At 54.2% G+C, this 12,948-nt stretch carries 11 protein-coding genes; 4 read left to right on the forward strand and 7 right to left on the reverse strand.

Annotated features, from left to right (window positions below; genetic code table 11):
* Positions 1–376 precede the first annotated feature (376 nt).
* Positions 377–1,297, reverse strand: a complete 921-nt coding sequence (locus tag J1778_RS02570) for a L,D-transpeptidase family protein (RefSeq protein ID WP_217171859.1) — start codon at positions 1,295–1,297, stop codon at positions 377–379.
* 263 nt (positions 1,298–1,560) lie between these two features.
* Positions 1,561–3,114, reverse strand: coding sequence for a DHA2 family efflux MFS transporter permease subunit (locus tag J1778_RS02575; RefSeq protein WP_217171860.1), 1,554 nt, complete (start codon positions 3,112–3,114; stop codon positions 1,561–1,563).
* An 80-nt stretch (positions 3,115–3,194) separates the two neighbouring features.
* Here J1778_RS02575 and J1778_RS02580 point away from each other — a divergent pair, with 80 nt between their 5' ends.
* Both J1778_RS02580 and J1778_RS02585 read left to right on the forward strand, forming a co-directional pair.
* Positions 3,195–4,319, forward strand: coding sequence for an HlyD family secretion protein (locus J1778_RS02580; RefSeq protein WP_217171861.1), 1,125 nt, complete (start codon positions 3,195–3,197; stop codon positions 4,317–4,319).
* A gap of 37 nt (positions 4,320–4,356) precedes the next feature.
* Positions 4,357–4,947: a TetR/AcrR family transcriptional regulator gene (locus tag J1778_RS02585; RefSeq protein WP_217171862.1), complete on the forward strand. Its 591-nt coding sequence runs from the start codon at positions 4,357–4,359 to the stop codon at positions 4,945–4,947.
* A 154-nt stretch (positions 4,948–5,101) separates the two neighbouring features.
* On the opposite strand, the gene J1778_RS02590 is transcribed toward J1778_RS02585, so the two are convergent.
* Positions 5,102–7,219 carry a TonB-dependent siderophore receptor gene (locus J1778_RS02590; protein WP_217171863.1) on the reverse strand — a complete coding sequence of 706 codons (2,118 nt, stop codon included), beginning with the start codon at positions 7,217–7,219 and terminating at the stop codon, positions 5,102–5,104.
* 412 nt (positions 7,220–7,631) lie between these two features.
* Here J1778_RS02590 and J1778_RS02595 point away from each other — a divergent pair, with 412 nt between their 5' ends.
* On the forward strand, positions 7,632–8,315 hold the full coding sequence (locus J1778_RS02595) for an O-methyltransferase (protein ID WP_217171864.1): 684 nt from the start codon (positions 7,632–7,634) through the stop codon (positions 8,313–8,315).
* 9 nt (positions 8,316–8,324) lie between these two features.
* Here J1778_RS02595 and J1778_RS02600 read toward each other — a convergent pair whose 3' ends face one another.
* The 3 genes from J1778_RS02600 to J1778_RS02610 form a co-directional block, all read right to left on the reverse strand.
* The gene (locus tag J1778_RS02600) at positions 8,325–10,286 is read right to left on the reverse strand and encodes a glycoside hydrolase family 3 protein (RefSeq protein WP_217171865.1); all 1,962 of its coding nucleotides are present in this window, start codon (positions 10,284–10,286) and stop codon (positions 8,325–8,327) included.
* 111 nt (positions 10,287–10,397) lie between these two features.
* Positions 10,398–10,916 (reverse strand): chromate transporter, encoded by a 519-nt coding sequence (locus J1778_RS02605; RefSeq protein ID WP_129638771.1) that lies wholly within the window; start codon positions 10,914–10,916, stop codon positions 10,398–10,400.
* Positions 10,916–11,473, reverse strand: a complete 558-nt coding sequence (locus J1778_RS02610) for a chromate transporter (RefSeq protein WP_217171921.1) — start codon at positions 11,471–11,473, stop codon at positions 10,916–10,918. Before J1778_RS02610 ends, J1778_RS02605 begins: the two co-directional genes overlap by 1 nt.
* 150 nt (positions 11,474–11,623) lie before the next feature.
* On the opposite strand from J1778_RS02610, the gene J1778_RS02615 reads away from it, so the two are divergent.
* Positions 11,624–12,541 carry a LysR family transcriptional regulator gene (locus J1778_RS02615; protein ID WP_217171922.1) on the forward strand — a complete coding sequence of 306 codons (918 nt, stop codon included), beginning with the start codon at positions 11,624–11,626 and terminating at the stop codon, positions 12,539–12,541.
* An 11-nt stretch (positions 12,542–12,552) separates the two neighbouring features.
* Here J1778_RS02615 and J1778_RS02620 read toward each other — a convergent pair whose 3' ends face one another.
* Positions 12,553–12,906 carry an ArsR/SmtB family transcription factor gene (locus tag J1778_RS02620; RefSeq protein WP_013575288.1) on the reverse strand — a complete coding sequence of 118 codons (354 nt, stop codon included), beginning with the start codon at positions 12,904–12,906 and terminating at the stop codon, positions 12,553–12,555.
* Between the last annotated feature and the right edge of the window lie 42 nt (positions 12,907–12,948).

The raw sequence follows: 12,948 nt of genomic DNA on the forward strand, positions 1-12,948 counted from the left end.
ATATATATTATACATTCACAAAACTTATTTATATATAGTGAGGAATCAATCTCAAAGAATTTTACAGGATTTAGATGACTTAATATTTAAAATATTCCTCGAATAATTAATGGGTTGCACTATTTGCCAAATTAAACTTAAAGCATATTTCAGTTAGTTGTGTTTTCTTTCTTATTAGCAATGTGAATAAAATGCGCTCCAGGCCTTAAATTTCCATACTTCGGGTGCTAATGCCAAGAAATGGAAATCACTGTTCATCGGATAGCATGCCCTGTTTCTCAGGCTGGCTTTATGTTTACTGCAGATTGGCTTTAACACTAAGCAAAAAAAAAAGCCCCGAAGATCGGGGCTTTTTAATAAAACATCAAAGACGCTATCAGTTAACCTGAACCGGCATACCGGAACGCATCTCGATCGCGCGCTGAACCACAGTCTGGTTAACCGCAGGGTCCATCGCAACACTGCTTGCGCTGCCGGTCAGAGTGATTGGCAGCGGTTGCTGGGAATCAAACTCTTCCTGGTTAGAGGACAGCGGGTTGTGGATCTCTATATAACGTTTGCCGTCTGGCTCAACGGTCGCTTTCACCGGTTCGTTGATGAACTGAACGCGGGTGCCTTGCGGCACGTTATCGTACAACCATTTGATATCAGCATCACGCAGACGCACACAACCGTGGCTCACGCGCAGACCGATACCGAAGTTGGCGTTGGTGCCGTGAACGGCATACAGACGGCCAACGTACAGCGCATACAGACCCATCGGGTTGTCCGGGCCGGCAGGGAAGACGGCTGGCAGGAATTCGCCACGTGCAGCATATTCTTCATGCATTTTCGCGGTCGGCGTCCAGGTCGGGCCGGCTTTTTTACGCTGAACGGTAGTCACCCAGTTCATCGGGGTGTCTTTGCCCAGTTCACCGATACCGATTGGCAGAACCACTACGGTGTTGGTGCCTTTCGGGTAGTAATACAAACGCATTTCAGCACTGTTGATCACGATGCCATCGTGCGGAGTATCCGGCAGGATCAGTTGCTGAGGAATGGTCAGCACGGTGCCAGGAGTGGGCAGGAACGGGTCAACGCCAGGGTTGGCTTCGAGCATGTTGCTCAAACCCATCTGGTATTGCGCTGCGAAATGTTCCAGTGGCAGGCTGCTGCCCTGAGGAACAGTGACTGTGATGTTTTCACCGACCAGACGACCGTTATTGGCCGGAAGAGGGTAGACCACAGCAAAAGACGCCTGGCTATATGCAGCAACTGCCAAAACCAGGGTAAGGATTGCGCGAATGCTCATTTTCATATTTTCGTTGGTCGTTAATGCCACACTGGCAGTTGTTGTCAGGATGTTAATTCCCCCCGACGCAGTCGAAACCGGCCGGAGAGATAGTGTACTTGCACATAGCACTTGAAAGGGACTCAGTATGTGTAACGAATCGCATTTCAGGGCCGCTAATTATAAGGATTTATTTCAAACAGGCCAAAGCTTTCTCACCTTGTTGGAAAAGTTCCCTCACGCAACCGCATTTTTTGATGCAGGCACCACATTTCTTTACATTCGTCTGCTCATTTGCGGCAAAACGGCACCATGATCAGGGCCGCCAGGAACATCCAGGCCATCACCTGAAAAATATCATTAAACGCCAGGGTAAGAGACTGCGCAGCAACTTGTGCGCCAAACAATCCTTTCGCCATCAGTAAAGCCTGCGCGGTGTCCGGCGTGAGGTGGCCGATCCTTTGTGCCAGCGAGCCAATCACCTCCTGCGCGGTATCGCCATACTGTCCGAGACTTTCACCGAAACGCGTTGCATGCACCCGCGTCCAGTCCTGTAACCAGGTATTCACGGTGGCAATACCGATCGCGCCCCCCAGATTGCGCATCAGGTTAAACAACCCGGACGCGTAACGCAGTTCCGGTCCCTGAAACGCGGTCAGTGCCATGTTTACGCTCGGTACGATACACAACATGATAAACAAGCCCCGCACCACCTGAGGCCAGAAAAACTGTTCCGATCCCCAGAACGTGGTGACGGTCGTTGTCAGCCACAGACTCAATGCGAAACCGGATAATCCCACCGCGATCAGTAACCGGCGGTCAACGCGGTTGATTAATCTGGCGGCAATAAGGGTACTGAAAAACTGTCCGACGCCGACCACAAACACCGTCGTCCCGATTTCCAGGCTGTTGAAATCGCGGATGCGGCCAAGGAAGACCGGGGTCAGATAGGTAGAGGCATATAGCCCGAACCCGACCACCAGATTGAACAGGCAGGCGAAGGTGAACGTCGGGTCGCGAAAAGGCGTCAGACGCACGATGGGGTTTTTAGAATAAAAGGATCGTTCGAGGAACAGGACAAAGGCCACCAGCGAGAACCAGGCTGATATCTGGATCTGCGGATCGCTGAACCAGTTTTTTCGCGGACCTTCTTCCAGTACGTATTCCAGACACCCCAGCGCTATCGCCATCGACAATAAATGCACCCAGTCGATGCGTCTGAGCATGGAAAAATCGGCCTTATCAACATGAATAAACAGTACCGCGCCGGTCGCCACCAGAATGCCGGGCAGGATGTTGATGAAGAAAATCCACCGCCAGTCGAGTAACTGCGTTACCACGCCGCCGACCGTCGGCCCGAGCGTCGGTGCCAGCACGCTGACCATGCCGAGGATCGCGGGGATCAGCGCCTGCTGTTTACCCTGAAACATGGCAAAACCGGTGGCGAATACCGTCGGTACCATCGCGCCGCCGGTAAAGCCCTGCAAAGCGCGGAAGAAGATCATCGATTCGATATTCCACGATAATCCGCAACCGATACTGCTGAGCGTAAATAACGCGGCGGAAGCACTGAACAGCCAGCGGGTGGAAAGCGCCTGCGTCAGAAACGCTGAGAAAGGGATCATCACCAGTTCGGCGATCAGGTAGGACGTTTGTACCCAGCTGATTTCATCGGGTCCTGCGGACAATCCGGCCTGCACATCATTTAACGAGGCGGCGACGATCTGAATGTCAATCAATGCCAGAAACATGCCAAACGCCATAATGCTGAAAATCAGAAACTTGCGTGAGGTCGGGTAATCCGCAGGCGAAAGCGTCGCGGCTGGAGTCAGGGTGGCAGACATTTTGTGAGATCCCGGGGGCTTGTTTATATGATGGTCATCATATTAAGATGATGACCATCATGCAATGAGTGAGAATAAAAATGAGTGAAGCCACAGCAGGTGAAGGGATCACGGTCCCGGCAGAAAAATCCGGCAAGCGGTCGAAGCGGATCTTTGTGGTCAGCGGCATTGCGCTGGCTGTTGCCCTTGGCGGTGCAGCCTGGTTGCTGGCCGCGCCTGCGTCCGAATCCACCGACGATGCTTATCTGACGGCAGATGCGACCACCGTTGCGCCAAAAGTGAAGGGGTTTGTGGCCAAAGTGCTGGTTAACCACAACCAGCAGGTTCATGCGGGGGATAAACTGGTTCTGATCGACAGTGAAGAATTTACTGCGCGCCTGAATGCGGCACGCGGAGATCTCGACGATGCACGGGCTCAGGTCGCGCAACAGCAGGCCGCGTTACTCAGTCAGCAGGCGCAGGAACAACTTGCACTGACCCAGATTGAAGCCGCGCGCACGGCAATCCGCTCCTCCCGCGCCGAGCAGCAACACGCCGAAGCCGAGCAGCAACGTTATCAGTCGCTGGCGGTCAGCGGCGCGACGTCACGTAATGATGCCGACCGCTATAAAACGACCGCCGTAACTGCTGAACAGACCTCAGCACACGCCGCAGCCATGCTGGATGTGGCAGAAAATCAGGCGGCGGTCACGCATGCAAAACGCGCTGAAATTGAAGCCGCGCTGGCGCTGGCAAATGCGGCGGTCGTCAAAGCGCAGGCAGCGGAAGACCTTGCGCAGCAGGATCTCAATCACACCACGATTTTTGCCGCCGTAGATGGCGTGGCGGGTAACCGTCAGGTGCAGGTTGGCGATTATGTCACGCCCGGTCAGCGGCTGATGACGCTGGTGCCGGAGCAGGGGATTTATGTCACCGCCAACTTCAAGGAAACACAGACCGGCAGAATGCAGCCGGGACAACGGGCAGATGTGCATGTGGATGCGCTGCCGGGCGTGACGTTTCGCGGCGAAGTCGACAGCCTCGCGCCGGGCTCCGGTTCGACATTTGCGTTGCTGCCGTTTGAGCCGGGCACCGGTAATTTCACCAAGATTGTTCAGCGGGTGCCGGTGCGCATTCGTCTCGATGCCGGTCAGCCGGATTTAGCGGCGCTACGTCCGGGATTATCGGTGGATGCCCGCGTTTCGTTAACCGGTTCGCTCAGGTAAACTGTGACGGCAATTTTCTGATTATCAGGGCCTTACTATGCGCTATGAAAGTGAACATAAACCTAAAATCCGCGAGCGGATCGTGAAAGAAGCGGCAAAAGCTATTCGCGCCAAAGGACCGATGCAGGTCAGCGTGGCAGGCGTGATGAGTAAAGCCGGGCTGACGCACGGCGGGTTTTATGCGCACTTTGCCTCCAAAGAGGCGCTGATCGAAGCGGCCATAGAGCAGATGTTTAATCAGGTGATGTTGCGCTGGGAGAAAAACAATCAGGGGCTGACTGCACAGCAGCAACTGGCGGGATATATCGATTTCTACCTGTCGCCATGGCATCGTGATAACCGTGCGCAGGGTTGTCCGGTTTCAGCGCTGGCCTCGGAAACACCACGAATGTCGGTACCTTGTCAGGCGGAATTTGCCCGGGGAATCGAACGGATCCGCGGGATGATTATCCGCCAGCTGTCGGAGATGGGCGTTGAAAATCCGCAAACAGCGGCGATATCGGTCAGTGCAGAACTGATGGGCAGTTTATCGCTGGCGCGTTGCGAACCGGATCGTGAAGCTTCAGAGGCGTTGCTGGAACATGCGCGGAAGACGATAAAAGCGCGGCTAAATTTGCCGGAAGAATAAACTCTCAGAATCGCTCCCTCCCCTGCGAAGGGGAGGGTTGGGGTGGGGTATTAAGTTCTAAATCAGAAAGTTAAGGTTTTCTTAAACAAGGTGTTAGCACTTAAAATCCCCTCCCAGCCTCCCCCTTCGCAGAGGGAGGAGCTGAAAAAATCTATCAGAAATCATAACCTACTGTAGCAACCACAGTACGTTCCTGACCCCAGTAGCAGTAGCTGGTGCCGTAACAGGCTGCGACATATTTCTTGTCGAACAGGTTGTTGGCATTCAGCTGCACATACGCGCCTTTCAGCTGCGGATTAAACTGCACCAGATTCATACGCAGGGACGCATCAACCAGCGTGGCTGAAGGCATGTGACGGGTGTTTTCGTTATCCGCCCATTGTGTGCCGATGTAACGCACGCCCGCACCCATATCCACACCAATCGGCGTGTTGTACTGACCCCAGATAGACGCCATTTGTTTTGGCGTCACATACGGCGTGTTGCCGTTGTTTTCGGCGGCATCACGGATACGCACTTTGTTATAGGTATAACCGGCCATCACGTTGAAGCGTTCGGTAACCTGCTTCTTGGCTTCCAGCTCCAGACCCTGTGAACGGATTTTCCCTGCCGGCTCGTAGTAGCTGCCGACTACCACGCGGTTACCCACGTCTTTTTGCGTCAGGTCATATAACGCCGCGGTATACATATCGGACGTACCGACCGGCTGGTATTTGATCCCCGCTTCGTATTGCTCGCTCTGCATCGGTTTCAGCAGAGTGCCATCAGCACCCGGCAGGGCAGACGGTGTCATCGCCTGGCTGTAGCTGACGTATGGAGAAATCCCGCTGTCGAAGGCGTACAGCAGGGAAGCGCGGCTGCTGAAGTGTTCATCTTTACGTTCGCTGTTGCTGTGGATGCCGTAGATGCTTTCGTAGCTGCGGCTGGAGGTTTTCAGCGTGTCGTAACGGCCTGACAGGGTCAGATACCACTTGTTCCAGCTCATTTCATCTTGCAGATAAGTGCCCATCTGCTCATAACGGTTTTTACCGCGTGAATGGCTGTAATAATCCAGGGCATCGCCGCCCACACCGGTGTACGGGTTAAGTGGCTCAGCGGTTGCACCATCAGATTTCACGTCGTTGATAAAGTGGGAATAATCAAAGCCCAGAACCACTTTATGTGCCAGTTCGCCGGTGGCGAAATCCGCTTCCAGCTGGTTGTCGATAGCAAACGTATCCAGAGACGATTTCTCGCCGGAATAGTAGCGATTCATCAGCGTACGGTCTGCGTTCCAGCCAGCCTGATACACCTGATCCAGTTCGGTATTGGAATGGGTGTAGTTGGCGTTCTGGCGGAATGACCACACGTCGTTAAACGCGTGCTGGAATTCGTAGCTGTAGATTTGCTCCCAGCGTTTGAACTGGTTACGGGTGCTTTCACCATCGAAGAAACCACGGCTCAGTTTCTGACCGTACAGGCTGCCGTCGGCAGGCACTGCGGCGTGATAACCGCCAGACGGATCTTTTTGCAGATAGGCACGCAGTAACAGAGAGGTATTTTCATCCGGCGTCCACAGTAACTGTGGAGAAATCGCATAACGCTCTTCACGCTGGTGATCGTACTGCGTGTCGCTGCTGCGGGTCATGCCGGTCAGACGGAATGCCAGCTGATCGTTGATCGCATTCGTGTAATCGAACGCGCCGCCTTTGGTGTTTTGCGTGCCGCCGGAAAGCTGGAAATGACCTTCTTCAGCAAACTGCGGGCGTTTGGTGGATTCAACCACCACACCGCCGGGAATGCTCTGACCGTAAAGCGCAGACGACGGGCCTTTTACCACATCAATACGCTCAAGGAACCAGGGATCAACCTGAATAGAGTTGTAGGTTGCGCCATCGCTGAGGATACGCAAACCATCGAGGAATGTGTTGTTGACGTCACCGCCGTGGAAACCGCGCAGGGAAATCGTGTCATAACGCGTTGCGCCACCCGCAAAGTTGGTGAATACGCCCGGCGTGTAGTTCAGTGCAGCGTTAACCGTGGTGGCGTTCTGGTCAGTCATTTGCTGACGGGTCACAACAGACACGGCCTGACCGGTGGTGATCAGCGGTTGATCAGTTTTGGTCGCGCTTTTACTGGTTTTTGCACTGTAACCCTGCGTCGGGGCATCTGCGGTATCGGCAGGTGCGGCTTTGATAACGACCGTATCTTCGGCAGCCATTGATGCAGCCGGAACGGCCAGCGCCATGGCGCACATAAGCACCGAGCGTTTGAGGGGAAAAGCCAACAACATATTCATAGTCCCTATAAATAACCTGATAAAACATCAGGTGATTAATTGATGCGTGTGAAATAGACCCAAAAAGCCAACAGGGCTCCGCGCGAAAGCGGCGGCGCAATAAAGCGGTATGGCTTAACGAAAGCAAAACGAATGTTAAACTTAATGATAATTGTTATCATTATTATTTTACAAATTCAAGTGAACTTTCATCAAAAACTGTGAAGTGACGCATGTTTATCATGATGAAAAATAGGGTCTTTTTGTTCGTTTTACGAACAGCCCTGCCTGATGAAAGGGTATAAGGTCGGATTGCTGTAACCTGAAGTTTGAAGAATTTCATTGAAAAGGCGGGCAAAAACTCGGTTACGCATTAGCTTTAAGGATGAGTTTTTTAAAATCGAAAAAGTTCAAGGCAGGGGACGACATGAATTCGGTAAATTCACAGGAAGACAGTCAAAAATGGGCTGAGGTGGATAGCTATCTGGTCAGTCATCTGGTTGATGACGATCCGGTATTACAACAGGTGCTCAATAATAATCATCAGGCCGGATTGCCCGCGCACGATGTGGCACCTAATCAGGGGAAACTTTTGGCGTTATTCGTGCAAATCACCGGTGCGCAGAAGGTACTGGAAATTGGCACGCTGGGCGCTTACAGCACGATCTGGCTGGCGCGGGCACTGCCCGTATCCGGCAAAGTGGTGACGCTGGAAGCCGACCCGCACCATGCCCGTGTCGCACAGACCAACATTGATCTCGCTGGTCTGCAGGACAAAATTACGTTGCACACCGGACCTGCGTCAGAAACGTTACCGATGCTTACGGCTGAAGCGCCGTTTGATCTGATTTTCATTGATGCGGATAAACCCAGTAATCCGCTTTATCTGGAATGGGCGCTGAAACTGTCGAAGCCGGGCACATTAATTATCGGAGACAACGTGGTAAGGGACGGCGCGGTGGTCGATGCGCACAGCGACGACGCCCGTGTACAAGGCGTTCGCCGCTTCATTGAGATGATTGAGTACGAACCGCGCTTGTCTGCCACCGCGCTGCAAACCGTCGGCAGCAAAGGCTGGGACGGTTTTGTGCTGGCGCGGGTGATCAGTTAATCGCGGGCGTTAACGCGCCAGACCAAAGCCCAGTTCAAACAGCGGATTTTCGCTGTCATGGGGCATATCCGACTGCTGTCCGAGCACCGCCTCCATCGATGACGGCAGCTCGAACGGCAGTTTACCGGTATAGGCTTCGCTGCTGGTCAGACGGCTAAACAGCACCGCATCACTGACCCCGAAATTACCGATAACCGCTTTCGCTTTGTCATTCACGTTGGTCAGAATGGCAGGGCGGTCGAGATATATCGTGACCACCGTGGGTACCGCTTTGCCGGCTTTTACGATGGCCTGATAATCGGCATTGTCATCGGTAAAGGCCAGCGAGCCTTCGTGGTGGCGTTTGCCGAAGAACCACTGTTTATGTGGCTGTTCATAAGGTGCATGGGCGCGGATCAACGCGACATCAGCTTTTTCCGGCGCATCCACCACGGTGAAACCTGCGGCCTGTGCGGCTTTCGGTTCGATACCATACAGCCACACTTTTTTGCCTTTCTTCAGTGGCAAAAGATCACCGGTATTTTGCAGTAACACAAGGGAGTGACGTTGCGCCGCATCGGCTTCTTTCTGCCAGTCTGCGCGTCCGACGGTTTTCACCGCTTTCTGAGGATCAACATACGGATTTTCGAACAGGCCGGTGCGGAATTTCTGCTCAAGGATTCGCACCACGGATTCATCCAGCCGCTGCTGCGTCAGCTGTTTTTCGTTGACCGCATTCACCAGCAGTTGGGAGTCAGTCACACCGCCAAACTGATCCACACCTGCCTTCACCGCTTTGACGAAACGCTGCTGCGGCGTCAGGTTTTCAACACCCCAGGACATGCCGCCGGGGACCGGTTCTTTGCCTTCCGGCGAACCGTTCAGGCATTCGTCTTCGCAGTTGCTGGTGATCAACCAGTCGCTGAGGATCACCCCTTTGAAACCATACTGACCGCGCAGGATATCCGTCAGTAACTGATGGCTGAATCCGGCACCGACCTGTTCCAGCGGTTTGCCTTCAAAGGACGCATTTTTCAAAATGGAATAGGTGGGCATGACGCTGGCGACATTGGCTTCGAACGCGCCGGTAAACGGATAGATGTGCTCTTTGAGGTTATTGCCTGGAAACACGGCATTTTTGCCGTAGACATTATGGCTGTCGTAACCATTTTCCGCCGCGCCATAACCCACCCAGTGCTTCACCACCGAAATGACGCTGCCCTGATTCAGGCCATCGCCGCCATTTTGCATCCCTTCGATGTAGCCGCGCACCATGTTATGCACCCGTGTCGGATCTTCACCGAAAGTGCCACTGATACGCGCCCAGCGGGGTTCAGTCGCAAGATCTGCCTGCGGTGAAAGGGCTTCACGAATACCGACAGCCAGATACTCCTGACGGACGATATCGGCGTAGCGGCGGGTGAGCTTTTCATTGCCAATCGCCGCCAGCCCTAACGTTTCAGGCCACTGGGTAAATTTGCCGGAAGCCGTACTGGCACCCGTCAGATATTCAAACGAGTTACGCGGGTCGCTGCTGACAGTGACCGGAATACCCAGCCGCGATTTTTCAGCAATCTGCTGCAATTTATTATTTTCTTCCGCCAGCAGCGCCGGATCTTCCGCTGACAACCTGGTGATCAGGCTGTTGACCTTAGCGCCGGAAATCATCTTTTCCGCCGCCGCCATATCATAATGAGTTCCGGCGCCGATCGGGCTGTTGGCCGTCGGCGCGGAACCGTGCATCATCACCCCGGCTTTTTCCTCCAGCGTCATGCGCTTTACCAGATCCGCCGCGCGTTCTTCCGGCGTCAGTCGCCAGTCTTCATAGGGTTCAAGTTTGCCGGAGTGATTAAGATCTTTAAATTGCAGGCCATCAACGGTCAGTAATGTGACTTCGCGCTGACTCATTTCGGGCTGTTCGGTATCAGCAAAAGCAGCAGGTGTGGAAAACAGAAGGGCAGAAACAGCCAGGCTCAGAGGTTTGATTTTCATTATCATCCTTAATTATTTTGTGTCTATAAAGAATTGATAAATATAGAAACTTAACTCTCAAGGAATAACCTATTTGCCTGACTGATATTGCGATCAGGTTCTCAAATGTTATCAGCCAAGTACCATTCCCAGCACCGCGCCGACCGCCAGTACCCATAACGGGTGGATCCGCTTATTCAGTGCCAGCAGGGTACACAGGGCGATCACCCCGGCAAGTGACAGCGTGGTGGCTGAAGCTTTAGCGATTAACAGTCCGCTTGAAACCACCAGCCCGACCGTAACCGGCACCAGTCCGCGCTGAATAACCTGACGCCACGGACGATCTTTATAACGCTTCCAGCCCCCCATCACGATCAGCGTCACCACGGAAGACGGGCCAAACTTTGCCAGAGAAGACACCAGCAGACCGGACCATCCCGCCACCTGCCAGCCAATCAGCGGCACGATCATCATATTCGGTCCGGGAGCGGCCTGCGCCAGCGCGAACAGGGCACTGAATTCCTGCGCGCTCATCCAGTGATGCACCTGAACCACGGCACGTTGCATCTCCGGTAAAATGGTATTACCGCCGCCAAATGCCAGCAGTGAAAGCTCGGTAAACAGCAGGGCGAGTGAGAGTAAAACGGCCATCAGAATTTACTCCTTGCGCAGATGAAAATACTCACCGGAGCCAGCACCAGCATGACCGGCAGCATCGGGATGCGAAATCCTGCGATGGCAATGACGCCTGCGGCGACCAGCGCCAGCTGCAACCATTTTCCCCGCAAAGGGGCCAGCATTTTGAGGCCGGTCGAGAGCAGTAAACCAGCCGCCGCTGCCGCCATTCCCGCAAACAAATGTTCCACCAGCGGTTCATTCTGATAACGCGCATACACCAGACCGAGCAGCACCACGCAAATCGTCGGCGCCAGAATCAGCCCCAAAATGGCCGAAAGCGCCCCGCGCAGCCCGCGAAACTCCATGCCCAGTGCGACTGACAAATTAATGATATTGCCGCCCGGTAAAAACTGACACAAACCCAGCAGTTCGGTGAACTGATCGCCGGTCAGCCAGCGGCGTTTATCCACCAGCATGTGCCGCGCCATCGGCAGCACGCCCCCGAAACCGGTCAGTCCGAGAACGAAAAAGCCCATAAACAGTTGTCCGCAGTCGGGCTGCGGCGCGGTGCCATCTTCTGTATCCAGCATTAATTTTTCCTGCGTTTGTGCCGACATTTTCACACTCTCCTTCAAATGTAATTCAAAGCCGCCAGAGGCGTAAAATCTGTTGAGGATCATGCGCGTGGATGTGCCATGATGTCTAATGCCTTTATTAATGCCAAAAGATACCCTGAGGGTATGGATATGATTGAACTGAAACGTCTGAATGCCTTCGTCACCGTGGTGGAAGCGGGCAGCATTACCCGTGCGGCAGAGCTGTTATTTATCCAGCAACCGCCACTGACCCGTCTGTTACAGGGGCTGGAACAGGAATTTGGCGTGCCTTTATTACGACGCATGCCACGCGGGGTGATCCCGACCGAAGCGGGCGAGGTGTTATTGCAGGAAGCCCGTGCGGTTCTGGCGCGAGCCGCTCAGCTCAGCGCTGCCATGCATCGTGCCGCGCAAGGAGAACAGGGGCGCGTGCGTATCGGTTTCACCAGCTCGGCCGCGCTGCACACGTTTGTACCCGCGCTGTTGCGCCGCTACCGGGAGATTTATCCGGCGGTCAGTACCCAGCTTGAGGAAAGCGGCAGCGGTGAGCTGCTGGCATCGGTAGTGGCAGGCGAGCTGGATGTCGCATTTGTACGTATGCGGGTCAAAGACATGCCTGAATTAGAGATGGAAAAAGTGCTGGAAGAACCGATGTGGGTGGCAGTTCCGGCGGGGCACAGACTGGCATCCCGGACTTCCGCGACGCCGCTTAAACTCGAAGAACTGAGTAACGAGCCCTTCGTGTTGTACCGCCGTCGCGCCGGGCAGGGATTGTATGACGCCATACTGGCAGCGTATGTCCGCGCCGGTTTCAGTCCGCATATCGTGCAGGAAGCGCCACGGTTAACATCGTGTCTGAGCCTGGTCGGCGCGGGGCTGGGGATTTCGATTGTGCCCGAATCCATGACCCGCCTCGGCGGCGATGGCGTGGTGTTTCTGCCGCTGGATACTGCCACGCAACTCAGCGCGCCGCTGTATCTCGCGCGGCGGGAAGACAGCCGTTCATCGGCTATAATCAATACGTTTTGTGCTCTGGTGAAATCGCAATTAACAGCACACTGATTTACAGAGCATCAGAGATGCTGTTCGGAAATATGTTTCTGGGTCGATTCCAGCGTGATGCCGTCGGATTCAATGGCGCTGAGCAGGGAATCCAGCAGGCCGGGGAAGCGGGCATCCAGATCTTCGCGGCGCAGTGAAAGCAAATTGGCGCGGCCGTCCGGACGCTGCCAGATAACCCCGCTGTCGCGAAGTACGCGCCAGTGATGGGTCAGTGTCGATTTCGACAATCCCTGCAATAAGGTTCCGCAAGGATGTTCGCCGCCTTTTGCCAGCGTGCGCACGACGGCCAGACGTAACGGATTGCCCAGCGCAGTCAGAACATTTTCGAGGCGGATCTGCTCGCGCTCAGGGTGGTTGGCTATCATATTGTTCCTTTACTTTAACGACGCTCATTAACGGCCGCGCAA

The sequence above is a fragment of the Rahnella bonaserana genome (genome assembly GCF_019049675.1).
Taxonomy (GTDB): Bacteria; Pseudomonadota; Gammaproteobacteria; order Enterobacterales; family Enterobacteriaceae; genus Rahnella; species Rahnella bonaserana.